The 26419-nt window shown below is 67.7% G+C and carries 25 protein-coding genes and 1 pseudogene; 5 read left to right on the top strand and 21 right to left on the bottom strand.

The features are described from left to right. Window positions 1-55: 55 nt before the first annotated feature. On the bottom strand, window positions 56-397 hold the full coding sequence (locus tag ABD848_RS13130; RefSeq protein WP_344971485.1) for a hypothetical protein: 342 nt from the start codon (window positions 395-397) through the stop codon (window positions 56-58). On the opposite strand from ABD848_RS13130, the pseudogene ABD848_RS13125 reads away from it, so the two are divergent. Continuing rightward, a pseudogene (locus ABD848_RS13125) lies at window positions 299-502 on the top strand (peptidoglycan DD-metalloendopeptidase family protein); the annotation flags it as partial. The gene ABD848_RS13130 and the pseudogene ABD848_RS13125 overlap by 99 nt on opposite strands. A gap of 129 nt (window positions 503-631) precedes the next feature. On the opposite strand, the gene ABD848_RS13120 reads toward ABD848_RS13125, so the two are convergent. The 7 genes from ABD848_RS13120 to ABD848_RS13090 form a co-directional block, all read right to left on the bottom strand. Continuing rightward, window positions 632-1528: a tyrosine recombinase XerC gene (locus ABD848_RS13120; protein ID WP_344971549.1), complete on the bottom strand. Its 897-nt coding sequence runs from the start codon at window positions 1526-1528 to the stop codon at window positions 632-634. Between the two features lie 65 nt (window positions 1529-1593). After that, window positions 1594-1968 carry a RidA family protein gene (locus ABD848_RS13115; RefSeq protein WP_344971483.1) on the bottom strand — a complete coding sequence of 125 codons (375 nt, stop codon included), beginning with the start codon at window positions 1966-1968 and terminating at the stop codon, window positions 1594-1596. 39 nt (window positions 1969-2007) lie between these two features. Further along, window positions 2008-3123: a DNA-processing protein DprA gene (gene dprA / locus ABD848_RS13110; RefSeq protein WP_425567527.1), complete on the bottom strand. Its 1116-nt coding sequence runs from the start codon at window positions 3121-3123 to the stop codon at window positions 2008-2010. A gap of 38 nt (window positions 3124-3161) precedes the next feature. Next, on the bottom strand, window positions 3162-4700 hold the full coding sequence (locus tag ABD848_RS13105) for a YifB family Mg chelatase-like AAA ATPase (protein WP_344971481.1): 1539 nt from the start codon (window positions 4698-4700) through the stop codon (window positions 3162-3164). After that, window positions 4701-5078, bottom strand: coding sequence for a YraN family protein (locus ABD848_RS13100; protein WP_344971479.1), 378 nt, complete (start codon window positions 5076-5078; stop codon window positions 4701-4703). A gap of 489 nt (window positions 5079-5567) precedes the next feature. Further along, on the bottom strand, window positions 5568-5972 hold the full coding sequence (locus ABD848_RS13095) for a hypothetical protein (RefSeq protein WP_344971477.1): 405 nt from the start codon (window positions 5970-5972) through the stop codon (window positions 5568-5570). Window positions 5973-6151: 179 nt separating this feature from the next. After that, window positions 6152-6751 (bottom strand): DUF1349 domain-containing protein, encoded by a 600-nt coding sequence (locus ABD848_RS13090; protein ID WP_344971475.1) that lies wholly within the window; start codon window positions 6749-6751, stop codon window positions 6152-6154. 560 nt (window positions 6752-7311) lie between these two features. Between ABD848_RS13090 and ABD848_RS13085 the strand changes: the two genes are divergently transcribed. Next, on the top strand, window positions 7312-9666 hold the full coding sequence (locus ABD848_RS13085) for a family 2 encapsulin nanocompartment cargo protein terpene cyclase (protein WP_344971473.1): 2355 nt from the start codon (window positions 7312-7314) through the stop codon (window positions 9664-9666). A gap of 282 nt (window positions 9667-9948) precedes the next feature. Here ABD848_RS13085 and ABD848_RS13080 read toward each other — a convergent pair whose 3' ends face one another. The 10 genes from ABD848_RS13080 to ABD848_RS13035 form a co-directional block, all read right to left on the bottom strand. Next, the gene (locus ABD848_RS13080) at window positions 9949-10275 is read right to left on the bottom strand and encodes a DUF2469 domain-containing protein (protein ID WP_344971471.1); all 327 of its coding nucleotides are present in this window, start codon (window positions 10273-10275) and stop codon (window positions 9949-9951) included. A 190-nt stretch (window positions 10276-10465) separates the two neighbouring features. Beyond that, window positions 10466-11563 (bottom strand): signal peptidase I, encoded by a 1098-nt coding sequence (lepB, locus tag ABD848_RS13075; protein WP_344971469.1) that lies wholly within the window; start codon window positions 11561-11563, stop codon window positions 10466-10468. Window positions 11564-11703: 140 nt separating this feature from the next. After that, complete coding sequence (rplS, locus tag ABD848_RS13070) at window positions 11704-12048, bottom strand: 50S ribosomal protein L19 (RefSeq protein WP_344971467.1); 345 nt, start codon at window positions 12046-12048, stop codon at window positions 11704-11706. A gap of 166 nt (window positions 12049-12214) precedes the next feature. Next, window positions 12215-13078 carry a tRNA (guanosine(37)-N1)-methyltransferase TrmD gene (trmD, locus tag ABD848_RS13065; protein WP_344971465.1) on the bottom strand — a complete coding sequence of 288 codons (864 nt, stop codon included), beginning with the start codon at window positions 13076-13078 and terminating at the stop codon, window positions 12215-12217. Between the two features lie 225 nt (window positions 13079-13303). After that, window positions 13304-13816, bottom strand: a complete 513-nt coding sequence (rimM, locus tag ABD848_RS13060; protein WP_344971463.1) for a ribosome maturation factor RimM — start codon at window positions 13814-13816, stop codon at window positions 13304-13306. Between the two features lie 176 nt (window positions 13817-13992). Next, the gene (locus ABD848_RS13055) at window positions 13993-14235 is read right to left on the bottom strand and encodes an RNA-binding protein (RefSeq protein WP_344971461.1); all 243 of its coding nucleotides are present in this window, start codon (window positions 14233-14235) and stop codon (window positions 13993-13995) included. A gap of 1 nt (window position 14236) precedes the next feature. Next, a complete protein-coding gene (rpsP, locus tag ABD848_RS13050; RefSeq protein ID WP_344971460.1) occupies window positions 14237-14719 on the bottom strand; it encodes a 30S ribosomal protein S16 in 483 nt (160 codons plus the stop codon). Between the two features lie 243 nt (window positions 14720-14962). Continuing rightward, window positions 14963-16585, bottom strand: coding sequence for a signal recognition particle protein (gene ffh, locus ABD848_RS13045; protein ID WP_344971459.1), 1623 nt, complete (start codon window positions 16583-16585; stop codon window positions 14963-14965). A 129-nt stretch (window positions 16586-16714) separates the two neighbouring features. Beyond that, window positions 16715-17845: a LolA-like protein gene (locus tag ABD848_RS13040; RefSeq protein ID WP_344971457.1), complete on the bottom strand. Its 1131-nt coding sequence runs from the start codon at window positions 17843-17845 to the stop codon at window positions 16715-16717. A gap of 639 nt (window positions 17846-18484) precedes the next feature. Continuing rightward, the gene (locus ABD848_RS13035) at window positions 18485-19804 is read right to left on the bottom strand and encodes an ammonium transporter (protein ID WP_344971455.1); all 1320 of its coding nucleotides are present in this window, start codon (window positions 19802-19804) and stop codon (window positions 18485-18487) included. Window positions 19805-20117: 313 nt separating this feature from the next. Here ABD848_RS13035 and ABD848_RS13030 point away from each other — a divergent pair, with 313 nt between their 5' ends. From ABD848_RS13030 to ABD848_RS13020, 3 genes are read left to right on the top strand one after another with little or no spacing between them, the layout of a single operon-like run. After that, a complete protein-coding gene (locus ABD848_RS13030) occupies window positions 20118-20633 on the top strand; it encodes a GbsR/MarR family transcriptional regulator (protein WP_344971454.1) in 516 nt (171 codons plus the stop codon). Then, on the top strand, window positions 20630-21574 hold the full coding sequence (locus ABD848_RS13025; RefSeq protein ID WP_344971453.1) for an ABC transporter ATP-binding protein: 945 nt from the start codon (window positions 20630-20632) through the stop codon (window positions 21572-21574). Before ABD848_RS13030 ends, ABD848_RS13025 begins: the two co-directional genes overlap by 4 nt. Then, on the top strand, window positions 21564-22370 hold the full coding sequence (locus ABD848_RS13020; RefSeq protein ID WP_344971452.1) for an ABC transporter permease subunit: 807 nt from the start codon (window positions 21564-21566) through the stop codon (window positions 22368-22370). The genes ABD848_RS13025 and ABD848_RS13020 overlap by 11 nt, the downstream gene beginning before the upstream one ends. Before the next feature lie 267 nt (window positions 22371-22637). On the opposite strand, the gene ftsY is transcribed toward ABD848_RS13020, so the two are convergent. The 3 genes from ftsY to ABD848_RS13005 all read right to left on the bottom strand — a co-directional run bounded on the left by ftsY (window position 22638) and on the right by ABD848_RS13005 (window position 25930). Further along, entirely contained in the window at window positions 22638-23792 is a 1155-nt protein-coding gene (ftsY, locus tag ABD848_RS13015; protein ID WP_344971450.1) for a signal recognition particle-docking protein FtsY, read from the bottom strand. A 140-nt stretch (window positions 23793-23932) separates the two neighbouring features. Continuing rightward, window positions 23933-24964, bottom strand: a complete 1032-nt coding sequence (locus ABD848_RS13010) for a FecCD family ABC transporter permease (protein ID WP_344971448.1) — start codon at window positions 24962-24964, stop codon at window positions 23933-23935. Between the two features lie 3 nt (window positions 24965-24967). Beyond that, complete coding sequence (locus ABD848_RS13005; protein WP_344971446.1) at window positions 24968-25930, bottom strand: ABC transporter substrate-binding protein; 963 nt, start codon at window positions 25928-25930, stop codon at window positions 24968-24970. Window positions 25931-26419: the final 489 nt, after the last annotated feature.

Raw genomic sequence — 26419 nt, 5'->3', positions numbered from 1 at the left:
CACATCACAAGTGCGCGGCGGCGACGCACTGGGCCAAGCTGATCGCATGCACCACCTAAGTCCCCGCCATCACACCGTTGCCCACTGCCGTGGCGTGCAGTCGCTTATCTCGCGCCTCCCGCGTGTGCTGGCGCCTCTGGCACTGGCCTGCGCGATGCTGGCCGTGGGCGTGTCGTTCCCGCTGCCGGTCCGGGCCGACGCCACCGCCTGGCGCAGCCCCCTCGCAGGCGAGCTGACGGTCGTGCGCTCCTTCGCTCCGCCCCCCGAACCGTGGCTGGCCGGCCATCGCGGCGTCGACCTGGCTGCCCGCCCCGGCGATCCCGTCCACGCCGCCGGCGCGGGCCGGGTCGCCTTCGCCGGCTCCGTCGCTGGGCGCGGGGTCGTCAGCATCGTCCACGGCGAGCTGCGCACCACCTACCTGCCGCTTGTCCCGCGGGTGAAGCGCGGCGCGACCGTGGCCGCGGGCCAGCTCATCGGAAGGCTCACTGAAAAAGGGACCCACTGCGCCCCGAGAAGTTGCCTGCATTGGGGACTGCTGGACCGCCATGGCTACCTCGACCCGCTGCTGCTGTTGGGACAGGGCGAGGTGCGGCTGTTGCCGCTGCCGCACCACCCCGGCGGCCACCACGGCTCAGGCGCGCGGATGGGCCTGGTTGTAGGTGCGGGTGAGCCGTTCGATCGAGACATGAGTGTAGATCTGGGTGCTCGACAGGGAGGAGTGCCCCAGGATCTCCTGGACACTGCGCAGATCGGCGCCCCCGTTGAGCAGATGGGTGGCGGCACTGTGACGCAGGCCGTGCGGGGTGACGTCAGCGGCGCTGTCCCTCTCGCCGTCGCGCGCGAGCGCGCCCATGTACCCGTGCACGTCGCGGCGAGCCGAGCGGGTCCCAAGCCGGCCCCCTCTGGCCCCCAGGAAGACCGCGGCCCCACTGTGGCCGGCGGCCCAGCACGGCCGTCCCCGGCTCAACCAGTGATCCAGCGCGACCAACGCCCGCGGCGCGATCGGCACCACGCGCTCCTTGCCCCCTTTGCCGCGTACCCGCAGCGTGGCGCGCTCGCGGTCGACGTCATCGAGGTCGAGCCCACACAACTCCGCCACCCGAATCCCCGTGGCGTAGAGCGTCTCCACCACGGCCTGCCTCCGTAGCGCCAGCGGCGACGTGTCCTCACCCGCAGGGGCGAAGGCGCGGGCGACGGTGTCCTCTTCAAGCACAGCGGGCAGCCGCCGCTGCTGTTTGGGGCTGGCCAGCAGCAGCCCGGGGTCGGTAGCCAACCGGCCGAGCCGGTGTAGGTAGGCCGTGAACACCCGGGCGGCGGCGATGCGCCGCGCCACGGTCGCACGGCTCGCGCCACGGTCGCGCAGCCGCGCCAACCACCCTCGCAGTAGCGAGATTTCCAACTCGTCGATGTTGGCGCCCACCTCTGCGAGATAGCCGAGCAGTGCGCGCACATCGCCGACGTAGGCGCGCACGGTGTGGGGCGAGCGATGCAACTCGGCGCTGAGGTAGCGCTTGAACTCGCCCAACAGCGCGCTCTCGGCGCTGTCGGTGTTCTCGGTGCTGTGGCCGGACTGTGGCGATGGTTCTGCTGCGGTCACTGCTCGCGGCCCCCACCCTGGTGTGGTGCCACGGCTATGGCGTCGATCTCAAGCAGATAGCGGGTGTCGATGAGCCCGCTCACCTCTACCAGGGTGCTCGCGGGGCGGCACGGCGGCACCAGGAGCTGCGCCACTGCGGCCTGCACGACAGCCAGGTCGGTGATATGGCGCAGATAGTAGGTGAGCTTGACGAGGTCGTGCAGCTCGGCGCCGTACTCGGCTAAGACCGCGCTGGTGTTTCGAAAGATCTGCCGGGTCTGCTCGGCGGCATCGCCCTCGGCGACCTCGCCGTCGGCGGCTTCGGGGACCTGCCCCGAGACGAAGACCAGCGGCCCCGCAGCGAGGGCAGCCGGGCTATGGCCCTTGCTCATGACGCCACCTTATCCGGACCTACCGTCATCCCCGGGGGATCACGGAGCCGAGCGTGCCCGCCACCCCGTCTCGCCGCGCTCGACGAACCCACCCGCGGCTAGGACTCCCAGCGTACGTAAGGCTGTGTCGAGGTCGACCTCAGCCGCGGCGGCAACGGTAGCCGTGCCTACCGTTGTGCGCTGCGGCAATGCCGCTAACACGCGGCGCGACAGCTCGTCGAGTTCGGCTGGGTCGAGCACGGTGGCTGTCTGTGGACGCAGGTCGGCACCGATCTGGCCGACCTGCTCAATGACGTCGGCGGCCTCGGTGACGCACACGGCTTGGAAGTCGCGCAACAGCCGATGGCACCCGCTCGACAGGGCTGACGTGACCGGCCCGGGGACCGCCATGAGCGTGCGGCACAGTTCCCGCGCGTGCGAGGCGGTGTTGAGGGCGCCGCTACGCGGCCCTGCTTCGACCACGACGGTGCCGGGGGTGAGGGCGGCGATAAGACGGTTGCGGACGAGGAAGGCGTGGCGCGACGGCAGGGTTCCGGGGGGATGCTCGGTGACGAGAACCCCAGCAGATCCGACGTCAGCGAACAAGTTCTCGTGGCCGCGCGGATAGGCGACGTCGAGCCCGCAGGCGAGCACGGCCACCGTGGCCGCGCCCCCGGTCAGCGCCGCACGGTGGGCGGCGCCGTCGATACCGTAGGCTCCGCCGGAGACCGTGACCCATCCCCGCTCGGCCAGCGCATAGCACAGCTCGCCTGTGGCGTGCAGACCATAGCTGGACGCGGCCCGGGAGCCGACGACCGCCACCGAGCGCAGGCAACAATGGCGTAGATCCCGCGCTCCCCGCATCCAGAGGGCATAGGGGCGGGCCTCGGCGAGGTCGTCGAGTTGGCGCGGCCATTCCGGGTCACCGGGCACGGCGACGCGCACCCCGAGATCGTCGGCCCGTGCCAACAGTGCCTCGCCGTCGACCCTTTGGGCGCGGGCCCGCCAGCGCCGAAGCCGCACGGCGAAACCGGAGGCGTCACGCTCGGACGGGGCCGCCAAGGGGCGTTCCTCGCGGACCGCGCGCCAGACAGCCACGGCGCCGTGGGTGGCGATGGCACGCCCCATGGCCGGGTCGCCGGGGCTGGCCACGGCGGTGAGACACGCACGGGCCACCGTTTCGGCCGTCGGGTGGGACGGTGTCGCGCCCCCGCTCACCGCGCCGTCCCGGACCACAGCGCGAACGCATAACCGGTGTCGTCGGCAACGGGGCGGGAACGCCCGGCAAGGTCGGCTAGGCTCCAGGACACTCGTAGCACCCGATCGACTCCCCGCGCGCTGATCTCCCCGCGTTCCAGCGCGCCGGCGAGCACCCGCAACGCTTCCTCTCCCACCGGGAAACGCCGCCGCAGCTCCGCCCCCGGGATCTCGGCGTTGGTGCGCCACGGCGTGCCCGACAGCCGCTTAGCGGCGCGCTCCCGCGCTTGGCGCACGCGCTCAGCCACGACACTCGACGATTCCGCGAATGCCTGGTCAGCCAGGAGTTCGGCCCTGCTGACCGGGTACAGCTCCACTTTGAGGTCGACTCGGTCGAGTAACGGCCCCGACAGCCGGCTGAGGTAACGGCGCCGCACCGGGGAGGGGCAGGCGCACCCCTTGGCGGGCTTGCCGCACGGACAGGGGTTGGCAGCCATGACAAACAGGAACCGCGCGGGAAACCGGGCCGTGGCGGCCGAGCGCGATACAACCACCTCCCCCGTCTCCAGCGGCTGGCGCAGTGAGTCCAGAACCCCGCGGCCGAACTCGGGCGCCTCGTCGATGAAGAGGACGCCATTGTTGGCCAGGGACACGTAGCCGGGGCGCAGCACGCTCGTGCCGCCGCCCACGATCGCCGCTCTGGTCGCGGTGTGGTGGGGGTCGCAAAACGGGGGGTCGGTGATGAGCGGGGTACTGCGGGGCAGCGTTCCGGCGATGGAGTGGATCGCCGTGGTCTCCAAGGACTGCGCTTTGGTCAATGCGGGCAACACGGTCGGCAGGCGGGCAGCCAGCAGACTCTTCCCGGTGCCGGGCGGTCCCACGAGGAAAACGTTGTGCCCGCCGGCAGCGGCGATCTCGACGGCTCGACGAGCGACCGGCTGGCCGAGGACGTCGGCGAGATCGGGGCGGGGGCGGGATTCCTCGTCGCTGGTGGGGAGATCGTCGTCGAGGTCGTGGTCGAGCCCGTCGTCCTCAGGTGTGGGCAGGCCGCGCAGCCACGCCAACAGCTCTGCCAGCGAACGCGCAGCCACGACGTCGGCTTCGGGGACCAGCCGAGCCTCGGCGACGTCACCGCCGGCGACGACGAAGCGCGTGTGTCCGCATCGCACCCCTGCCAACACCGCCGGCAGCACTCCCCGCACCGAGCGGGTGCGACCGTCGAGGCCGAGTTCGGCGAGTAGCACACAGTCGTGGAGCCCTTCGACCGGCAGGGCTCCACTGGCCGCGAGGATCGCGGCGGCGATGGCGAGATCGAAGCCGCTGCCGCGCTTGGGCAGACTCGCGGGCGAGAGACTGACGGTGATATGGCCCTCGGGCCAGTGCTCGCCGCTGTTGACCACGGCGGCCCGGATGCGGTCGCGGGCCTCGCGAAGCGCGGTGTCAGGCAGGCCGACCAGCGTGAGCCCCGGCGGGCCGTCACCGAGATGGGCCTCGACCTCCACCATGTGGCCCTCGACCCCCACCAGAGCGGTGGAGCGGGTGCGCGCGAGCCCCATCTAGGCCACCCCCCGATGGTGGTTGACATACCAGCAGCCGTCTCGCGCCAGCAGCACCGAGACCACGTCGACCCGCACCCGCTGTGGAACGGGGCGACGTTGGGCGGCGCTCCAGTTGCGCGCAAGGCGCCGCAACCGCGTTCGCTTGGCTACGGTGACCGCTTCGAGCGGGCTCCCGAAGCGGGTGCACGCGCGGGTCTTGACCTCGGCCACGACCAGGGTCGCGCCCCAGCGCGCCACGATGTCGATCTCACCGTCACGGCAACGCCAGTTGCGCGCCAGGATGCGCATGCCCTCTTCCCGCAGGTAGCCGGCGGCGATCTCCTCGCCGCGCCGCCCCAGCGTCTGGGCCCACCGCGGGGTCGTTGGGTGTGCCACCTCCATCACCTCCACCTTCACAGTGGAGCAGGAGCATTACCCACAGCCACGACGATTCAACGGCTGTGGATAACCCGACCCCTTGGTTGCGCATCGCCACTGGGCTCTGTTCTTCGAACGCCCGAGGCGTAGGGTGCGTGCGGGGGCTCTCGATTATCGCCGGTGTCGCCGTTCGGCGATGCTCGCAACCCGATGTCCACCGCGCCACAACACTCGCGGTGATCATGGCGGCCCCACCGCCGAGATAGGGCCGAGTCCCTGGACAAGGCGGGCAGGGCGGCCGGGACGCCCCGATTGTGCCCGGGGCCGGCGGCACGGGCCGACGGCGTACTCTGGGCCGCAGCCGGTCCCCCGCGGGCCCTGCGAGGCGACCGGGCCGCAGCGGCTCCAGGGCCGGACGTCCGCCCCCCGAGAGGCTCTGACTCAGGCGAGGCTGCCGCGTCCTGGGCCGGGGCTGGTGAGCCTTGGGCCGCCGCGCGGGAGTGACTGTTAAGGAGTGTCGGTCCCGGTCGCCGGCTGGTTGGGACGGGGGTCGACCTCCCCGTCGGGCCGGCCCTGGACCGCGTTGGCCACCCGCCTGACGTTCCACACGTCGGTGTGCTCGGGGTCGCCGCCGGCCGCCTCGACCGCGGGCGCGTCAGTGGGCGCAGCCGCGGCGGGCACGCCGCCGCTTAGGCGCGCTGGAGGGACCGGTGCCTGGGAGCGGGCGGAGGGCTCGGGGCCCACCGGCAGCTCGGACACGGCCCCCAGGTGTCCAAGTTCCTCGTTGCGGCGCACCGCGAGCTGTCCCCGCTGCCCTTGCGGTGCGGCCGACAGCGACTCTTCCTCCGTTCGATCGGCCCGTGCGGCATCGGAACCGGGCTGACGGGACTGATCGTGCTGTTCCTCGCTCAACGGTCTCCTCCCTCATGCCGTCGTGTCGTCCCCGCCCTCAGGCGACTCTCCCGGCTGGCAGGGGACTCTCCTCGCCGCTACCCGCTGCGCGAAGGTGGGAACATCCCCATTCCACTCCCCTGTCCGAGAGCGGGGGAGGTTCGCGCACGTATACCGGAGTGTTCCGGCGAGGTGTCGGCTTACTCGCCGCTACGCACGTCGGTGAGGCGGTGTGGTGAGTAGCGGATGTCCTCGAAGCGGACGGTGCGGCCCTCGCCGAGCGGGCTCTGGGCGAGGAAGCCCACCTCCGGATCGCCGTCGAGTGCAAAGTAACGGATGAGGTCCCAGGAGTCGGCATCGGTGCGCGCGTGGAAGGCGTAGACAGAGCCAAGGCGCGAGATCCGCAGTTCGACGTCCGGGCCCGCCACCGCGAAGGAGTTGCAGTCGTCGGACACCCCCCGCGTGACTACGGACACGATCGTCGGGCGGCCCTGGGGGGAGGATTCCAGGCACAGCTTCGCCCACGTGGTGTCGTCGGTGTAGAGCAGCAGGACGGCGGCGTCGAAGGCGGATTCGAGGTCGAGCCTGACCCGCGCGCTCAGCGTGAAGTCCCCGGACAGCCGGCCGACAAGTGCCGGGGCTTGGGCGTGCTGGGCGCTGCCGTCGGGGTCGGTGAACAGGTCGGTGCCGCCGCCTGCGCTGATGACCAGGGTGTCCTCGCCGAGAATCGCCCAGGACTCCGGCTGGTTGAGCCACCGCAGCGGTGAAGGGAACGCGGGAATCTCGACCGGCTCGCTCATCTCGCTCCATCAATCGGTGTGGTTAGGTCGCTGAGACCGACCTGTGCGACGGCCAGAGCGCTCTCTGCCGGGGCAGGCGCGAAGGACTGTTCCCAAGGACGGCAGGAGGGGAAACGAAAACGCGGTTGTAGGGTAGCCAGCTTGCCCGGTCGTCGCAGCCGGCCTCTCGGGCCTCGACATGGAGGATGCCGGTCCCAGAGCGCCTCCCGCCGCCTCTCTCTGCTGCACAGCGCCTGCTGCCGGGCCTTATCGCCGACACTCCCCACACCCGGCATACTTCACATTAGAGATAAAAACCCCAAAACAGACAAAGCAATTACATATTTTGAATTTGTTCTGATTATTTCTTAATGCTTGTCACGATCCCGCGTTAGCGGGCCAGACATAAAACGAAGTGGCGGCTACCGCGTTCCGGAACGCCGCTGCCAGGGCACGCTGTAGCCCCCGTGCGGCCAGGGGCGCTCAACCTGCGTTTTCAGAAAACGGGCACTAACCTCCAACAATCATCGATAACATTCGCAAAGCACATTTCTCAGTCCCTGAGGAGACCAAACACGCTCATGGAAGCCTTCACGCTGCCCGACTTCTACCTACCGCATCCGGCTAGGCTCAACCCCCATGTCGAGCGTTCGCGCGCCCACAGCATGGAATGGGCCCGCCAGATGGGAATGCTCGATTCCCCTACCCCTGACGGCGGTCTCGTCTGGGACGAGGCGGCGCTGGCCAGCATGGACTATGCGCTGATGTGTGCCTACACGCACCCGGACTGCGACGGGCCCATGCTCGATCTGATCACCGACTGGTACGTCTGGGTGTTCTTCTTCGACGACCACTTCTTGGAGCAGTTCAAGTACTCCCGCGATCTGCAAAGCGCACAGGCCTACCTCGACCGCCTCGAACTGTTCATGGTCGCCGAGGACGAGGAGCCACCAGAGCCGGAGAACCCGGCCGAACGGGGACTCAACGACCTGTGGCAACGCACCATCCCGATGATGTCGACGGATTGGCGGCAGCGCTTCACCCTCAGCACGCACAACCTGATGGTGGAGTCGATGTGGGAACTGGACAACATCAACCGCGAGCGCATCGCCAACCCGATCGAGTACATCCAGATGCGGCGCCGGGTCGGGGGCGCGCCATGGTCGGCCAACCTCGTCGAGGTCGCCGTTGGCGCTGAGATCCCCGACCGCATCGCCGAGACCAGGCCGATGCGGGTCCTCAGAGACACGTTCTCCGACGCGGTGCACTTGCGTAACGACCTGTTCTCCTACCAGCGCGAGGTCCGAGAGGAAGGCGAGAACTCCAACGCGGTCCTGGTGTTCGAGCGGTTCTTCGACTGCTCCACCCAGGAAGCGGCTGACCTGGTCAACGACCTACTGACCTCCCGGCTGATCCAATTCGAGAACACGGCGCTGGGCGAGGTCTCCGGGCTGTTCACCGACTACGCCGTGGCCCCACACGAGCAGTTGGGAGTGGCCGGCTACGTCAAAGGACTCCAGGACTGGCAGGCCGGTGGCCACGAGTGGCACGCCAGGTCGAGCCGGTACATGAACGACCGGGCCGCCACCCGCCCTTCGGGCGGGCTCAGTGGCCCGACCGGCCTGGGTACCTCGGCCCTCAGGCCGGCGTTCTCCACCGTCGCCCTGGGACTGCGGCAACGGTCCCGGCAGCACTCCCAGCCGGTGTTCGCACCGGTCGGCCACCTCACGCTGCCCGAGCTGTACATGCCCTACACACTGCGTATGAGCCCGCACCTGGACGCAGCGCGGCGTCACGGGGTCGAGTGGGCCCGCCGGATGGGGATGTTCGACTCGGTGCCCGGGGTGGAGGTCGGCGGAGTGTGGGACGAGCGGCGTTTCGTCATCTTCGACTTCGCTCACTGCGCTTCGATGATCCACGCCGACGCGAGCGCCGAACAGCTCAACCTGTCCTCAGACTGGTTGGCTTGGGGCACCTACGGCGACGACTACTTCCCGGTGGTATTCGGCGCGAGCCGCAACCTGGCGGCGGCCAAGGTGTGCAACGACCGGCTGTCGGCCTTCATGCCCCTGGACCTCGGCCCCACACCGGAACCGACAAACCCGATCGAGCGCGGGCTGGCGGACCTGTGGCAACGCACAGCGGGGCCGATGACCTCTTCTGCTCGGCGGCAGTTCCGCACCGCCGTGGAGGATATGACGGCGAGCTGGTTGTGGGAACTGAACAACCAGGCACAGCACAACGTGCCCGACCCCATCGACTACATCGAGATGCGTCGCAAAACGTTCGGATCGGACATGACGATCAGTCTGGCGCGCCTCGCTCGCTCCGACGAAGTCCCCGCCGGGATTTACCAGACCCGGACGTTGCGGGAGCTGGAAACCGCGGCACAGGACTACGCCTGCTTCACCAACGACCTGTTCTCCTACCAAAAAGAGGTGGAGTTCGAGGGTGAGCTCCACAACATAGTGCTGGTCGTCGAGAACTTCCTTGGCGTGGACCGGTGGCGGGCGCGCGACATCGTGGCCAATCTGATGCGGGCGCGGATGGAGCAGTTCGAGCACATCGTCGCTGTCGAGTTGCCGAACATGTTCGAGGAGTTCGATCTCGACGAGGATGCCCGCACGATGCTCACTCGCCATGCCGACGAACTCAAAGACTGGATGTCGGGAATTCTGGAGTGGCACCGCCGCTGCGGTCGCTACACCGAAGAAGAACTCCGGGGCAGCCGGACCGGGGCGGCGCAGAAGGAGGTTCCCTCACGGCCCACAGGTCTGGGAACATCGGCTGCACGAGTCGCAGAGACGCTGCGGCGGGGCGACTCCCGGAACGATGACAGCCCGAACGGCGGGGCGGCGGGCGACCGAGACGACAGCGGGGAGGCGGCGCCGGTCACGGTCGCCACTGTTGACGACGGTGAACTAACGGCGTCGTAGCGCCCGTGGACAGCGGCGTCCGAGAGGGCCGACCGTGCTTACACAACGGAACCGCCCGAGCTGCGTAGTGGGGCGCGCCTGGGAGACCTCAGGCAACGCGGCTCGGGCGGTTCCGGACAATATATGGGCGAAATGTTGAACCTGTCGGAAATGAATCGTCCCCCGTGTGGGGAGGTTCGGCTATGTCCACTGGAATGGTTACCGAATGGAATAGTAATCCGCCGGATTTTATTTTTTGAACTGCTACGGCGTCAGCGCCCCGGCCCCTGGGGAACCGCTATATCAAGAGTCCGGGCTTCCCGTGGCAGGAACTTCGAGATCGCTCTTTGTGATTTCTTCGACATTGACGTCCTTGAACGTCACCACGCGAACGTTCTTCACGAAGCGAGCCGGGCGGTACATGTCCCACACCCAGGCATCTTGCATCGTGACCTCGAAATACATCTCCCCTGTCTCGGTTGACCTGGGCACCATATCGATGTGGTTGGTGAGGTAGAAGCGGCGCTCGGTCTCCACCACGTAGCTGAAGAGCCCGACGACGTCACGGTATTCGCGATAGAGCTGGAGCTCCATCTCGGCTTCGTACTTCTCCAAGTCCTCAGAACTCATTCAACCGCTCGCTTTCCTCGTGGACTTGTTACCCGCGGGTCGGTCTCCCCATCCGCCCGGACAGCGCCTCTGTGTCGGTCAGCGGGGGCGCGCGGTTCCCCCGCTCCTATAATGATGCATCTGTCAACTACTTAAGGGTAGATGTGGCAGCGGCTGAGTGGCGGAGCGCCATGTCACAGACCCTGACCGACTACTCTACGGACATGCTCGCCCGACGAGATCCGTAACGATGCCATGCGCGTCGGCCGGCTAGGTGGAGCGGGACAGCCGCAGCGAAACCGAGACCGAGCGGCGCAGCAGCCGCGGAGGCAGCGCTCGCTTGATTCAGCTCCGAGAACGTCTCGGGCACCGACAGCACCTGGAAGTGGTCGAAGGGCCACAGGACCACAAAGGCTCGGCCGACCACGGCGTCCTCACCGATCGACCCGCCCCCTGGATCGTTTTGGTGGCGGCGGGAGTCGTAGGAGATCGAGCGGTGGTCGCCCATCACCCACAGCCGCCCTTCCGGCACCTCGACAGGCCCGAAGCTTTGGTGCGTGGCGAGGCTGTCGGGGTAGAGGTAGGGTTCGTCGATCGATTCGCCGTTGACGATCAGTCGATTCTCGCTGTCACAGCATTCAACGGTGTCGCCGGGCAAGCCGATGATGCGCTTGATGTAGTCCTTGCCGGAGGGAGCCAACCCGAGCCGCTGGCTGACCCATGTGAACCCCTGGGAGATGGGGTTGGAGGGTTCCTCGATCTGGACGGTGTTCTCTTCGTCCCATGAGCCGCTGCCGTTGAAAACGACGATGTCGCCGCGTTCGAAGTCCCGCACCTCGTAGACGAGTTTGTTGACAAGAACGCGGTCACCAACGAGAAGCGTGTTCTCCATCGAGGTGGAGGGGATGTAGAAGGCCTGCACCACCCAGGTTTGAATGATGAACGCCAACACAAGGGCTATAACGACCAGAACGGGCAGTTCTTTCCAGAACGAGCCTTGCTTCTTGGCGTTTTTTCCCTCTTTCTTCGCGTTCATGGTGCCCTCCGGACTCGTGCCGGTAGCAGCATCCCCGTCGGAGTCACCACTTGCGGCGCTGTCGTCACTTTCGGCTCGCGCAGCCGCGGTGCCCTCTCCCTCATCGGTGGCAGCGTCCTCCCCCGAGGCGGCCGGCGAAACACCACTGGCTCTCCCACGGGTTGCCATGGGAGAGCCAGTGCCGTCAGTCGGATTGTCCTCATCGAACTGGGGGGCATTGCCACGGGCACCACGGGTCTCGTCATCGCGAGACTCCACATCGTCATTGCTCATCGGCACTGAAGCCTAGCCGAGCCCGGGATCGGACGCCCGTAAAGACGCATCCTCAGGCCACACCGATTTGGATTTCCGGTAGACGGCGGCTGGAGTTCCGAGGCGCAACAAGGGCAACCGAGAACCCGAGGGCAGCAGGGCTAGCGACGCTCCGGGATACGAGCGGCCTTGCCGCGCAGGTTCCGCAGGTAGTAGAGCTTGGCGCGGCGGACACGACCCCGCATCACCACCTCGATCTTGTCGATCGCCGGAGTGTGCACGGGGAACGTGCGCTCCACACCCACGCCGTAGCTGATCTTGCGAACGGTGAAGGTCTCGCGGTTGCCGCCCCCGTGGCGGCGGATGACCACACCCTTGAAGACCTGAACCCGGGACCGGTTACCTTCCGTCACCCGCACGTGAACATTGAGGGTGTCGCCCGGACGGAAGTCGGGAATGTCAGAGCGAAGCTGAGCCTTCTCAAGCTCCTGAATAGCAGTGTGCATCTCAGCGGTTCCTCGTCGGTTGCGCGCCGCGGCGACGGACATTGCGGTTCGCGCGGGCGGATCTGCTGGGTTCGGATCGGTTGCCCCAGTGGCGTGTCTCTGGTTGGGCGGCACTGTCGACACAACGACGGCGCGCGAGCAGAGACGAACGGCAACGGCAACTCATCTAGTCTGCCATAGATTCAGCGGCGACCTGTAACCAGGCCGCGGCGATGACCTCACGGTCACGCTCGTCGAGGTGGGCGGGGTCAATCCGTTCCAGCAGATCGGGACGGGTGCGAACCGTCCTGCGCAGTGCCTCGTCGCGACGCCAACGGTCGACGGCCCCATGGTCGCCCGAGAGCAGCACGGGGGGCACGTCCAGACCGCGCCAGGAGGCCGGCTTGGTGTAGACGGGCCCTTCCAACAGGTTGTCCATCGCGCCCGGCGCGAAGGAGTCCTCCGCCACCGATTGGGCGTTGCCCAGCACGCCCGGAAGCAGGCGGGCAACGGTCTCCACCATGACCAGCGTCGCCACCTCTCCCCCACCGAGAACGTAGTCGCCGATACTGATCTCCTCGACCGGCATCCGGGTGGCGGCATCGGCCAGGACACGGCTGTCGATGCCCTCGTAGCGCCCGCAGGCGAAGATAAGCCAGGGTTCCTGCGAAAGCCGGAGAGCGTGGGCCTGGGTGAACGGCACGCCACTGGGGGTGGGGAGGATGAGCCGGGGCCCGCTCGGCCGCTCCGAGGCCTTCCCCGTGTCCTCGACGCCGCTGGCCGCCACGGCAGACTCGCCGGTATCAGCGGTTACCACGTCGTCACGGGCGGTGATCTCATCGAGAGCTTCCCCCCACGGCTGCGGCTTCATCACCATGCCCGGCCCCCCGCCATAGGGAGTGTCGTCGACGGTGTTGTGCCGGTCGTGTGTCCAGGAGCGCAGGTCGTGCACGCAGACGTCGAGGATGTCAGCGGCACGCGCCTTGCCGATCAGGGAAAGATCCAGTGGCGCGAAGTAGTCGGGAAAGATAGAGATGATGTCGATACGCATGAGGCTTACCGGTTTCGCCGAAGACCTGACCGCGCCGGACCGGCCGGTCGACATGGCGGGGCAACGACGTCGTGCGGGACAGGGACCGAGCGGCTCGGCGAGGGCACCACCACCGTGCCCAAGGCTATAGCGGGTCGGCTACGGGGATCTCCGGTCATGGTGCGCGGCGATCTCAGCGCGGCGCGCCATCGAGGCGAGGGGAACGGCACGGGGTGCCGTCTCGGCTCAGCGGCCAAGGTCGACGAGGCCGGGAGGCGGGTCGATGACGAGCTGACCGGCGGCGGTGTCGACTTCGGGAACGAGGGCACGGACGAAGGGCACCAGTACCTCCGCGCCGTCGTCGGCTCTGATGAGAAGGACGTCCTGGGCATAGTGGAGCACGTCCTCGACGTCACCGACACGCTGGCCCGCCGTGGTGCGCACGCTCAACCCGAGGAGTTCGTGGTCGTGGAATTCGTCAGGGTCGGGCAGCGAGTCGATGTCGGCGGATTCCACGAAAAGCGTCACGCCACGCAGCCCTTCGGCAGCAGTACGGTCGCGCACTGAGGCGAACCTGACGAGCAGCCGGCCCGCGTGCGTGCGTGTGGCGGACACGGTCAGCGGTCCCGCGCTTTCGGGGTCGGTAAGCAGGACCGATCCCGGGGCGAACCGCTGATCCGGGTCGTCGGTACGCACATCCACGGCCACATCGCCGCGGATGCCGTGTGCCCGGCCCACATGGCCGACGACGAGACGCATCGTTTCCTCCTCGTCAGCGTCAGGCCCGCCGAAACAGCACGCGCGGACGGGGCACAGCCCGCCCGCGCGGTTGGCCTGCGTTACGTTTTGGGACGTCGCGGCGCACCCGTCTCCCGTGCCCGCACCGGGCGGGACGGAGGAAGGGAGGCCGCCGCCAAGGGGCGGCGGCGGTGAGGTCAGCGCACTTCGTGCAGGTCCAGCAGGTCGACGCGCACATAGCGCCCGCCGGCCAGCGAACCGATGACGGTACGCAGCGCCTTGGCGGTACGGCCATTGCGGCCGATGACCTTCCCCAAGTCATCGGGGTGGACCCGAACTTCGAGCACCTTGCCCTTGCGGAGCCTGCGGGCTCGCACCTGGACATCGTCGGGGTTGTGGACGATCCCCTTGACGAGGTGCTCAAGCGCCTCTTCCAGCACGTTATGCCTCGCCCTCGGACTTCTCCGCCGCGGCTTCGGCCGGCTCGCTGTCGGACGCGGCGGCCTGTTCGGCCTGCTCAGCCTTACTGTCAGCCTTGTCCGACTTCTTGGCCTTGCCCTTGCTCTCGTTGTCGGGCAGCACGAGTTCCTTCAGAACAGCCTGGAACGCGGCTTCCTCAGCTTCCTTGTCCCGGGGCTCGGCGACCTTGAGCGGCGGCGGTGCAGGCAGCCCCTTGAACTTCTGCCAGTCGCCGGTAAGCCGAAGGATCTTTTGCACCGGAACGGTGGGCTGTGCCCCCACGGACAGCCAGTACTGTGCCCGTTCGGAGTTCACCTCGATGAAGCTGGGCTCCTCTTTCGGGTGGTACTTCCCGATCTCCTCGATGGCCTTGCCATCGCGCTTGTTGCGGGCGTCAGCGATGATGATGCGGTACTGCGGCGTACGGATCTTCCCCATACGCTTGAGCTTGATCTTGACAGCCACTGTTGTGGTCTTCTCCCGATTACAGCCTGATGCCCCAGCGCGTGCCGTGTGGGGTTGCGGCCCGCTACCGGAGCGGGGACGTGGATGTGCGGATAAGTAGAGGGCCGACCCGCACATCGTTAGTCGCGTTTCAATTGTGCCAGAGAATTCGAGCGGACCAGCGCCAACTACCAACGTTCGGCGGGTCTTACCCAACCTTGACACTCGGGCGCCTTGCAGCACGGCACCACGGCCCGGGGGTGCCTACTTCTTCGGGATCTTGAAACCGGAGAGGTCGGGCATCTTCCCGCCGCCGAACCCCGGCGGGAGCTGCTGCGAAGAGCCTTGAGCACCGGAACCACCGCCGAAACCGGGGGGAAGTCCCGAGGAGTCCTGCTCGTCGGTCCCCTCCTCGCGGCGACGCTGGCGCTCGGCAGCCTTAGCCGCCTCCTGCTCCTTGGCCTTCATAGGGTTGCCGCTGCGCTGCTTGCCCTTGTTCTTCTTCTTGGCGGCGGGCTTGGCCGCCTTCTTGCGGCCACCGCCCCCGCCACCGGCCCCGGGCATCCCCGGCATCCCGGGGAAGGAGCCGTCCTTCATCTTGCGCAGCATCTTCTGCGCCTCGAAGAAGCGGGTGACCAGCCCGTTGACGTCGCTGACCTGAGTGCCGGACCCGTTGGCGATGCGCAGCCGCCGCGACCCGTTGATGATCTTGGGGTTGCGGCGCTCCTCGGGGGTCATGGAGCGGATGAGCGCGGTGATCCGGTCGAGATCCTTGTCGTCGACGTTGCTGATCTGATCGCGCATCTGCCCCATGCCGGGCATCATCCCCAACAGATTGCCGATGGGGCCGAGCTTGCGCACCATCTGCATCTGTTCGAGGAAATCCTCAAGGGTGAAGTCGTCCTCAGAGGTCAGCGAACCGGCCATCCGCTCGACCTCAGCCTCGTCGAACGTGCGCTGGGCCTGCTCGATGAGCGAGAGCATGTCGCCCATATCGAGGATGCGCGAGGCCATCCGATCGGGGTGGAAGACGTCGAAGTCCTCCAGTTTCTCCCCTGTGGAGGCGAACATGATCGGCCGGCCGGTGATGTGACGGATCGACAGCGCGGCACCGCCGCGGGCGTCGCCGTCGAGCTTGGTGAGGACGACCCCGTCGTAGCCGACACCGTCGAGGAAGGCCTGCGCGGTGTTGACGGCATCCTGACCGATCATGGCGTCGACGACGAAGAGGATCTCGTCGGGAGTGACGGCGTCGCGGATGTCGGCGGCCTGCTGCATCATCTCGTCGTCGACACCCAGGCGACCCGCGGTGTCGATGATGACGACGTTGTGGTTGTTGCGACGGGCGTGTTCGATGGATTCCCGAGCGACCTCGACCGGATCACCAACACCGTTGCCGGGCTGGGGCGCGAACACCTGCGTGCCGGCGCGCTCCCCCACCACTTGCAACTGGGTGACGGCGTTGGGGCGCTGTAGGTCGGCGGCCACGAGCAGCGGTGTGTTGCGTTCGGCGACGAGCCACTTGGCCAGCTTGCCCGCGAGCGTGGTCTTACCGGACCCTTGCAGGCCGGCGAGCATGATGACGGTGGGCGGCCGTTTGGCGAAGCGGATCTCGCGCGTCTCACCGCCGAGGACGGCGATGAGTTCCTCATTGACGATCTTGATGACCTGCTGGGCAGGGTTGAGGGCCTTGGAGACCTCTTCACCGCGCGCCCGTTCCTTAATGTGGGCGATGAACTCGCGCACCACAGGCAACGCAACATCGGCCTCCAGCAGGGCGAGGCGGATCTCGCGCGCAGTGGTGGCGATGTCCTCCTCTGACAGGCGTCCCTTGCCCTTGAGCGAGGAGAAGACGGATGTGAGCCGGTCGGAAAGCGTCTCGAACACGAGTGTGTCCCGTCCTTCATCTCGGGATTGGCTTTCTAGGCTACCTGCCGGAAGGCCCGGCCCGCCCAATGCTCGCCGGCGCCGGTGACCCGGGTCGCACGACCGGGCCACCGCTGGCCCGTTGAGCCGTCAGCCGACGGACGGACTGGAACTGGCCGACGGTTCCTCCCCACTCAGGGTGGCCTCACGCTGCTTCTCAATGCTAGCGACGAGTTCGTCCTTGGCGTTGCCGCCCAGGGCACGGGTCGAAAGCTTGGGCCGAGCCTGAATCTCGTAGGTCGTGGGGTCGGTGCTGGGCTCTAGGGCGTAGTCGATGGCACACGCCAAATCGACGGAGCCCCCGGCTTCCAGGGACTCGGTGACATGGCAGCTCTTCTCTCCCAACGAATCGTTGGTGAAGGTGGCATCCATCCGCACCAGCACCGAACCGGAAGACTCCCAACTGGAGATATCGGTTACCGAGGCGGTCAGGGTGCACTGTCCGCCCGTCTCGCAGTACAGCTCGTCGGCGCCCTCGCTTTGGATCTCGATGCGGGCGTCGCGGGCGCTGCCGAATTCGTCCTTGGCGGTGGTGGCCATGTCGTCGTAGAGCTGCTGGACGTCTTCCGTGGCCGGCTCCTCGACGTTGACGGCGGCCCGCACGGAAGCGCCGGCCGTATCGCCGCCCTCGCCGGTGGAGGCGAGCGCCTCGGCCTCCACTCGCAGCAGCCGGTGGGGCTCCTCCTCGGCGAGCCACACCGTGGCGTCGGAGAGCTCAACCCGGTAGGCACGGGTTCCGGAGAGCCGCTCCCGCGTGGCATCGCCTTGGGCGGGCATGTTCTTAAGGCTCTCGGCGAGCTTGGCGGGGGTCAGCGCCGCCTGCGGGTCGAAACCGAGAAGTTCGGTCCTGACGCGCACCCAGTGGTCGACGTAGGTGTTGGCGTCGGGGTTGTACAGCGGCTGGGTGAGCCAGAAGTTGTCGGCGGCCGAAAGGTAGAGCTGGCTATCGGCTTGCACCACGCTGACGTCGGTCTCGGCGATGCGCATGGTGCCGGAGACGGCGCCGGAGTCTGTGACGGTGAGGTCGGTCTCGTTGGGGGCGCCGTCGGGGCCGGCGAACTGACCCTGGAGGTGGACCGCGCTGAGTTCTGCGAGCTGTGAAAGCGAGGAGTCCAGGAGCGGCTGGGCTGCGAACGAGGTGGGGGAAGGTGAGGGTGAGGGTGAGGGGTCCGAACCGCCGGGGCGAAGGTGACTCAGATCGAGGGCGCACCCCGTGCTCACCAGGGTGAGTGAAGCCACGGCGAGGGCGACGACGCGAGATCGTCGGTGAGGGCGCGGGGCTCGCCTGGCCCTTATTCGCTGCGTTGTGGATGCTACCGGCGCCATCGTGCCTCCTGGCCCCTGCCATAGGGACGAAACGTAAGGGGAGCGTGCTGGACGGTTCGACGCTTTGGGCCGGGCGCAGGCTCCAGGTGGGCTGCGAAATGTTCGCGCTCGGCGCGCCGGGCCCCTAGAGACCGCCCACGAGAATCGGGAGATTTGAGGTGAATACCTCGCTGGCGGCTAAGCGTAGCTAATGCCCAGGTCGCCACGTGGCGCAACCATAGATCCAGAACGGGTTTCAGCCGCTCACCGTACTGTGACGGGGGTGCCGGTGGGAGTCAACGCAGCCGGTGGCAGCTCGACATCAACCTCGCGGCGCGGCAACCGAACCGGTAAGTGCGAGTGATGGATATCACATTGGCGCGTGGGGAGTTACGGCCGGGCTCGGGGCGCCTACCGGCCCGGCCGGGGACCGTGCCCGGGGAAGGAGCTGCGTCGCACCGACCCCGGACACGATGTGGGCCGGCGGGAAACCCGCCGGCCCAACGGCCCTCGCCGCGTACCTGGCGTGGACCAACGCCCGCAGCGTTGAGGGCGTTAGAGCCGCGCCTGCTGCGAGGGCTTCTCCTCGCCCGGAGGCGTCGGCGAGGAGAGCTCCGCTTCCGTCTCGTCCAGCTCGTCGAAGGCGTAAGCGGTCTCGGAGTGGACCTCGTGGTCCAGACCGTTGGTCTCGACGTGCTCGGGGATACGGAAGCCCATGATCAGGTCGATGACCTTGGCGATGATCCAGGAGGCAACGAAGGAGTAGATCATAACGACGACCACGGCCACCGCCTGCACGGCCAGCAGGGTGAAGCTGCCGCCGTAGAAGAGGCCGTTGGGAGCCTCCTCCCCGACGAGCGAGGAGGCGAGGAGGCCGATGCCCAGGGAGCCGATGATGCCGCCGACCATGTGGATGCCCACGACGTCGAGGGCGTCGTCATAGCCGAACTTGAACTTCCAGCTAATCGCGTAGGCGCAGATGGCACCGGCGATCAGGCCGAGGATGACGGAGCCGATGGGAGTCAGCGAGGCCGCGGCCGGGGTGATCGCGACCAGACCGGCGATGGCGCCGGAGGCGAAGCCAAGTGCGGTGACCTTGCCGTAGCGCAGCCGCTCGACGAGCATCCAGGCAGCGGTGGCGGCGGCGGTGGCGACCTGGGTGTTGACCAGGGCCAGGGAGGCGGTGCCGTCGGCGGCCAGACCGGAGCCGGCGTTGAAGCCGAACCAGCCGAACCACAGCAGGGCGGCACCGAGCAGGACGAACGGCAGGTTGTGCGGACGCATCGACTCGGTGCCAAAGCCCTGGCGACGACCCAGCACGAGGGTCAGGGCCAGTGCGGCGGCGCCGGCGTTGATGTGAACGGCAGTACCACCGGCGAAGTCGATAACGGCGCTGCCGCCGATCTCAAGATCAGCGATCCAGCCGCCGCCCCAGACCCAGTGGGCCACGGGGAAGTAGACCAGCAGGGACCACAGCGGGACGAAGAGCAGCCAGGCGCCGAACTTGGCACGGTCGGCGATGGCGCCGCTGATCAGGGCAACGGTGATGACGGCGAACATCATCTGGAAGCCGGCGAAGGCCAAGTCGGGAAGGCCGTCGGTGCCGGTGCTGATGAGTCCGCTCAGGCCGAGGGTGTCGAGACCGCCGATGATGGGAGAGAGGGCACCAGAGCCGCCCCCGAAAGTAAGGGAGTAACCGATAACCACCCACAGGACGCTGACGATCGCGATGCTCGCGAAGCTCATCAGCATCATGTTGAGGACGCTCTTGGCCCGCGACATTCCTCCGTAGAAGAAGGCCAGCCCAGGGGTCATAAGCATCACTAGGGCGGCGCAGGCAAGCACCCATGCGGTGTTGCCGCTGTCGATCTCCATGTCGCCTCCATAGTCGGTGCGGGGATGGACTTTGCAGGGTGGTGGGAAGCCGCGAGCACGTCCTCGGGCACAGCGGTCTGGCCACGCAGGAAATCGTGTCCCGGTCGTGTTACTCGGCATCGCCGCTGTTGTTGCACCGGCGTAAAGACATCACCGCTTCTGTTACGTCTGTGTGAATTAGTGACGCACAGAGGTCATCCGGTCGCAGGGAAGCTGGAATCGGTCGCCGTTAAAAACGTGTAAGGGGGCGTCGATCGTCGCCGTAACAAAGGGATCATTGTGTGTACTGCAAATTCAATAAATACTGAACACTATGGACCACTGGGATCGAGAGACACAGCAGCAGCCCCCCTTCGCCCCTACTGACGCGCAGCGCCACTACGTCGAGGAACTCGCCGTCGTCCTCGAAGGCATGGGGTTGGTGCGTATGCACGGACGTGTCGTGGGCTGGCTGCTGATCTGCGACCCCCCAGAGCAGAGCGCTTCGGACATCCAACTGGCACTGGAGGCGAGCAAGGGCTCCATCAGTGGAGCGCTGCGCTTCCTGACCACGGCCGAGCTGGTAGAGCAGGCCCCCAAGCCGGGAAAACGCCGCAACTACTACCGGATCAGGCGCCACGCCTGGAGCCGGATGATCAGCAAGCGTGTCCCCCTGTTCGCAACGTTCGCCGAACTCGCGGAGCGCGGACTGCGCGAGTTCGACGACCCCAGCGGAAGGCTGGAACGGCTGCACGAGATGCGCGACTTCTTCCGCTGGCTGGAACGGGAGATGCCCGAACTGCTGGAAAGCTGGACCCGGTGGTCCGGAAAGGAGACGCTGGAGGAATGACCGAACTCGCCCCACCGGTCATCGCGACCCTTGACCTGACGAAGAGCTATGGCCGCCATCAGGCACTCTTCGGCGTGAACCTCCAGGTGCGCGCCGGTGAGATCTTCGGCTTCCTGGGCCCTAACGGCGCGGGAAAGTCCACGACCATCCGTATCCTGCTCGACATCATCCGCCGCTCCGGCGGCGGTGTCGAAGTCTTTGGCCTCGACCCACGCACCGACGGTGTTCGAGTACGGAGCCGTGTCGGCTACCTGCCGGGAGAGTTGGCCATGACCAGCCGGCGCCCGGCCCGGGAGTTCCTCACCTACCTAGGCCACCTGCGCGGCGGTGTCGACCCACGCCGGATCGAGGCGTTGGCCCACCGCCTGGACCTGGACCTGTCGCGCCCGATCCGAGGGCTGTCCAAAGGCAACAAGCAAAAGGTCGGCCTGGTCCAAGCGTTCATGCACGAGCCGGAACTGCTGATCCTCGACGAGCCCACGAGTGGGCTCGACCCGCTGTTGCAGCAGGAATTCCAAGAGATGGTGCGTGAGGTCCGCGCCGCGGGTCGAACCGTGTTCATGTCCTCACACGTGCTCAGCGAGGTGCAGGATCTGGCGGACCGGGCCGCGATCATCCGCGACGGCCGCATCGTCGCGCTGGAAGACATGGACGCGCTGCGGGAACGCGCCCTGCGCCGGATGACGATGACCTTCGCCGACTCCCACACCCTCAGTCAGGAGGAGTTCGCCGCGTTGGACAACGTCCGAGAGGTCACGCTGGACGGGACCGCGGTGAGCTGCCTGGTGGAAGGCAGCCCCGACGCCTTGATCAAGCTCGCCGCCCAGCACACGGTGCTCTCCCTCACCAGCGAAGAGCCCGACCTGGAAGAACTGTTCTTCACCCACTACAGCAACGGCACAACCGAGGCGACCGAGGGGCAGGACCAGCATGCTGCGTAACGTCTTCGCCAAGTTCTTGCGCGACCACCTGCGCGCGCTCCTCGGCTGGTCGGTGGGCGTAGTGCTCGTGACGGCCATGTATTCGTCGTTCTACCCCACGATGACCGGCGACAGCACCATGGCCGCGCTGGCCGAGGCCGAGATGCGGGGCATGGGCGACACCATGACCCAGGCGCTGAACATGACCGACCTCACCTCCCCCGAGGGCTACCTCAACGCCACCGTGTTCTCGCTGCTCGTGCCCATCCTGCTGGTCATCGCCGCGATCACCGTGGGCACCCGCGCCATCGCCGGCGACGAGGAGGAGGGCGGACTGGAACTGCTCCTGGCCCACCCGGTGAGCCGGACGCGCCTCGTGGTCGAGCGCTTCCTGGGCCTCGTGGTGTTCGTCAGCGTGCTCGGGGCGCTGGTCTACGCAACCCTGCTGACGATCGGTCCGGGGCTCGACCTCGACGTGGACCGACTGAACCTGCTCGCCGCCTGCGTCGTCGTGACACTGCTGGCGCTGAGCTACGGCTCGGTGGCCCTTGCGGTGGGGGCCGTCACCGGCAGGCGCGCCACGGCCTTGGCGGTAGCCGCGCTGCTGGCGGTGGTCGGTTTCCTCGGCAACACCTTCGCGTTGCAGGTCGAGGAGTTGGAGTGGCTGCGTTTCGCCTCCGCCTTCTACTACGCCCTCGACAGCGACCCCCTCGCCACCGGTTTCCACGCCGGTTTCATCGCCGTGCTGATCGCGGTACCGGTCGTGCTGCTGAGCTTGGCCGTGAGCACGTTCACCCGCCGCGACGTCGGGGTGTGACGCGCAGCCGTGCCGCGCCGGCTCCAGCCTCACCGCGGCGACGGCACGGCTCCCCTCGACGGCGGTAAGCAGCCGAGAAAGCCTCGGCCGGCCCTGCTGCGCTGCGGCCTTAAAGAGACCCGCCGACCGTTGCCCCCGCCCCGGAGGGCAGGGACGAGAGCTAAAATGTGGCGTCGTTCGCCCCAGCGGCAGGCGGACGACGCCACCGCTGGGTACAGGCGCCGCGGCCCCGCTCACACCCCGGTACAAGGGCCTGTCGGCCCGCCCTCAAGCGGCTTCCAGGATGGCGTCGACGAAGCCCTCGGGGTCGAAGGGCGCGAGGTCGTCGGGCCCCTCCCCCAGTCCCACGAGCTTGACCGGCACTCCCAGTTCACGCTGGACCTGGATGACGATGCCGCCCTTGGCCGTACCGTCGAGCTTGGTCAACACAATGCCGGTGATGTTGACGACCTCAGCGAACACACGTGCCTGGCGCAAACCGTTCTGGCCCGTGGTGGCGTCGAGCACCAGTAGCACCTCGTCGACCTGAGAGCGCTTCTCGACGACCCGCTTGACCTTGCCCAACTCGTCCATCAGGCCCGTCTTGGTGTGGAGCCGGCCGGCGGTGTCGACGATGACGGCGTCGGCGGCGTCCTCGATACCGCGCGAGACGGCATCGAAGGCGACGCTGGCGGGGTCGGCGCCCTCGTCTCGACGTACCACGGGAGCGCCCACTCGACCGCCCCACGTCTCAAGCTGGTCGGCGGCGGCGGCGCGGAAGGTGTCGGCCGCACCGAGCACCACGCTGCGGCCATCGCCCACGAGCACGCGCGCGAGCTTGCCACACGAGGTGGTCTTGCCCGTCCCGTTGACCCCCACGACCAGCACGACCGCCGGGCTCTCGCCGCGAGGCTCGGTGTGCACCACACGGTCGAGTTCGGGGTTGATCTGGGCCAGCAGCTCGGTGCGGAGCAGGGCACGGATATCGGCAGAGGTGCGGGTGCCCAACACCTTGACCTTGGTACGCAGACTCTCCACGATCTGCGCGGCGGCAGTGACACCCACGTCGGCGGTGACGAGGGTGTCCTCGATCTCCTCCCAGGCGTCCTCGTCGAGCTGGTCACTGGAGAGCAGACTCAGCAGCCCTTGGCCGAAGACGTTTTGCGAGCGTGCGAGCCGGGCCCGCAAGCGCACCAGCCGACCGGCCGAGGGAGGCGGGGTTTCGACCTCGGGAGCCGCCGGCGCCTCTTGAACGGCGGTCGTCCCCGCCGCGGCGTCGGCGGTCTCGTCCTCGCGCTCGCGCGGCTCGGCCACGGCTGTCGCGGCGCCGCCCTCGCGGTCCTCGTCAGGGGCCTGCGAGCGCCGCGGCCGGATCAGGAACGCTCCGCCGACCACGAGCACGGCGACGACGAAGATGACAACGGCAACGATGGTGTAGTCCATAGCTCGTCCAGTTTCGCAGAAGACAAGCGCGCGGCGGTCACCTACCGCTCCTCGTGTGGATACTTCCCCCATGGCGGCAGCGGTGTTGCGTACAGGATCGCGGTGACTCACCGGCCATCGGTAAAAACCGCGAGCGGTGCTCACACGGCGCGGTGGCGAGTGGCGCGCAGCACAGCGAGGAAGAACGGCGCGCCGATGAAGGCGGTGACCACCCCCAACGGCAGCTCCGCCGGAGCAACGACGAGCCGCGCGACCACGTCGACCAGCACCATGAACGTAGCGCCCGCCAGGAGGGAGACGGGCAGGATGCGGTGGTAGGCGCTGCCGACCAGTTGGCGGACGATATGGGGTACGACGATGCCGACGAAGGCGATCAGGCCGCTGACCGACACCGCGGCGGCTGTGGCCAGCGACGCCGCAGCGATCACCAGCAGCCGCACCCACATGGGGTTGAGGCCTAGGCTGGTGGACTTCTCATCGCCAAGAGCGAGCAGGTCGAGTAGTCGGCCGCAGCCCAGCAGCACCACGACGCCCACGACAGCGTAGGGGGCGATGAGGACGACATCGTCCCAGCCACCCCGCCCCAAACCCCCCAAGATCCAGGCGTAGATGCGCTGTAGTTCCTCGATGCGCAATTGCTGGATCAGGGTTTGGGCGGCCGACAAAAACGACGACACCGCGACACCGGCGAGCAGAAGCGAAGCGGTGGCCCCCCGGCCGGCGGCGCTACCGATGGCATAGGAACCGAACACGCCCACGACCGCCCCGACAAAGGCGGCCACCGGGATCAGCCGCACCGACCCCAGAGTCAACGCGGAACCGTAGACGATGGCCAGCGTCGCCCCCAGGCCCGCACCGCCGGCCGCCCCCAACAGGTAGGGGTCGGCCAGCGGGTTGCGAAACGCGCCCTGATAACCGGCTCCGGCTATGGCGAGCAGCCCGCCCACGACCGCCCCCAACACCACCCGGGGCAACCGAATCTGGAGGAGTACGGCGCTTTGGCGCTCCCCCAGCGGCGACTCGCCGCCCAGTGGTAGCAGGCTGAGCAGTTCGCCCGCGATCGCGCCCGGGGCGATACCGGCCGCGCCGGCAGCGATACCGACCAGCATCGCCAGCAGCAGCGCGACCGCGGCGGCGAGCAGCCACAGCCAAGGCAGCCGGGTGTGGGGCACGGTTCAGCTCTCGCCGGAGGCGATCACGGTGTCGGCCACGTCGCGGGCGAAGTCGACGACCCGCGGCCCCCACCGCGAGGAGGTGTCGGGGTCGAGTTGGGCGATGTCACCGTTTTTGACGGCCGTGATCGTGTCGAAGGCGGGGCGCTGGGTCAGAGATTCGACGTTGTCGAAATCGCCGTCTGCGCCGGGATAGCTGAGGAAGATCAGGTCGGGGTTGGCCTCGACGACGAACTCGGCCGACAGTTGCGGGTAGCCGCTGTCGCCGTCGGTGGCGGCGTCGGCGATGTTGTTCAGTCCGAAACGCTCATAGACCTGGCCGACGAATGTCTGCGAGCTGACGGAGTGCATGCTCTCGTCGAGCTCGTGGTAGAAGGACAGCTCCGGCCGGCCCTCGGTGGCCGCTTCGACCTCCTCGACAATGTCGGCGATGTCGCTTTCGACCTGGTTGGCGAGCTTGGTGGCGCTTTCAGGGTGGCCGGTGGCCCGTCCGAGCAATTCGATCTGCTCATAGGTGTCGGCGAGCTCGGTCGCCGACGGCATCAGCAGCGCCGGAATGCCGACGTCGGAGAGCTGGCGCACCGCGTCTTCGGCGCTGCGGGCCAAGACCACCAGGTCGGGATCGTAGGAGGTGATGGCCTCCACGCTAGGGGTGAAGCCCGACAGGTCGGTGTCGGGTGCTTCGGCGGGGTAGGTGGAGTGCTCGTCGACCGCGACCACCTGATCGCCGGCGCCGATAGCGAAAAGCATCTCGGTGTGGCTCGGCGAGAGCGAGACGATGCGCTGCGGGCGCTCCGCGAGGGTGACCTCGCCCTGAGAGTCGCTGACGGTGACCGGGAAACCCGTCGCGCTGGCCGAGCTCTGGGGGGACACGGCCTCAGAGGCAGGCTCGCCGCAGGCGGTGAGGACGCTCAGGGGCAGGACAGCCAATGCGAAGGCGGCTATCCGAAGGCGTGCGAGGTGCACAGGACTCCTCCACAACAGGTGAGGGGAAGAAAGTCCGCAGGACGGACTGCCCTTCCCACGAGGACAGTGATCGTCGGCATACCTACGAGGCGACCTGGCTCGTCACCACCGTCGACGACGGCGGGCCTCACAGTTGCGGGACAGCGCCGGGTTGTGACCGGACTTCGCTCGTAGGGTGCCGTTGGTCCGCGTGCCACCCGCGCAGCGGCGCGCCGAGCGGCGAAATCGACGCGGACCAACGCACCACTCTAACGGCGCCCGTGTGTCGGCCCGGAGACCACCCCGGTCGACAGCACTGACAGTGCGGGGCCCAACGAACGGCCCCCTTCCCTCCCCTGGCTCGGCATCCCCACAGAACCTTGCGGCGGGGTGTGGCTTTGGTTTGAGGAGAGCATGCAAGGTTTCCCGTCGCTCGTGCCTCGATCGCTAAGCGATCTCGGCAGCCTGGGGGCGGGCTGTGGCCAAGGTGGGATGAACAGCGCAACGGGC

Origin of the sequence: Salinactinospora qingdaonensis (assembly GCF_039539445.1) — a bacterium.
GTDB classification, from domain to species: domain Bacteria; phylum Actinomycetota; class Actinomycetes; order Streptosporangiales; family Streptosporangiaceae; genus Salinactinospora; species Salinactinospora qingdaonensis.
The sequence above is the reverse complement of the archived record's forward strand: the minus strand, read 5'-3'. Positions and strand labels throughout refer to the sequence as shown.

Excerpts from the sequence above, each read along its gene's own strand:
- ABD848_RS13105 (WP_344971481.1), bottom strand. The coding sequence starts at position 4,700 with ATGGGGCTCGCGCGCACCCGCTCCACCGCTCTGGTGGGGGTCGAGGGC.
- rimM (WP_344971463.1), bottom strand. The coding sequence starts at position 13,816 with ATGCGTCTCGTCGTCGGCCATGTGGGCCGGGCACACGGCATCCGCGGC.
- ABD848_RS13030 (WP_344971454.1), top strand. The coding sequence starts at position 20,118 with ATGGACCACTGGGATCGAGAGACACAGCAGCAGCCCCCCTTCGCCCCT.
- rplS (WP_344971467.1), bottom strand. The coding sequence starts at position 12,048 with ATGCACACTGCTATTCAGGAGCTTGAGAAGGCTCAGCTTCGCTCTGAC.
- ABD848_RS13090 (WP_344971475.1), bottom strand. The coding sequence starts at position 6,751 with ATGAGCGAGCCGGTCGAGATTCCCGCGTTCCCTTCACCGCTGCGGTGG.
- ABD848_RS13115 (WP_344971483.1), bottom strand. The coding sequence starts at position 1,968 with ATGAGCAAGGGCCATAGCCCGGCTGCCCTCGCTGCGGGGCCGCTGGTC.
- ABD848_RS13080 (WP_344971471.1), bottom strand. The coding sequence starts at position 10,275 with ATGAGTTCTGAGGACTTGGAGAAGTACGAAGCCGAGATGGAGCTCCAG.
- ABD848_RS13020 (WP_344971452.1), top strand. The coding sequence starts at position 21,564 with ATGCTGCGTAACGTCTTCGCCAAGTTCTTGCGCGACCACCTGCGCGCG.
- ABD848_RS13035 (WP_344971455.1), bottom strand. The coding sequence starts at position 19,804 with ATGGAGATCGACAGCGGCAACACCGCATGGGTGCTTGCCTGCGCCGCC.
- ABD848_RS13085 (WP_344971473.1), top strand. The coding sequence starts at position 7,312 with ATGGAAGCCTTCACGCTGCCCGACTTCTACCTACCGCATCCGGCTAGG.
- lepB (WP_344971469.1), bottom strand. The coding sequence starts at position 11,563 with ATGAGCAATGACGATGTGGAGTCTCGCGATGACGAGACCCGTGGTGCC.
- ftsY (WP_344971450.1), bottom strand. The coding sequence starts at position 23,792 with ATGGACTACACCATCGTTGCCGTTGTCATCTTCGTCGTCGCCGTGCTC.
- ABD848_RS13025 (WP_344971453.1), top strand. The coding sequence starts at position 20,630 with ATGACCGAACTCGCCCCACCGGTCATCGCGACCCTTGACCTGACGAAG.
- trmD (WP_344971465.1), bottom strand. The coding sequence starts at position 13,078 with ATGCGTATCGACATCATCTCTATCTTTCCCGACTACTTCGCGCCACTG.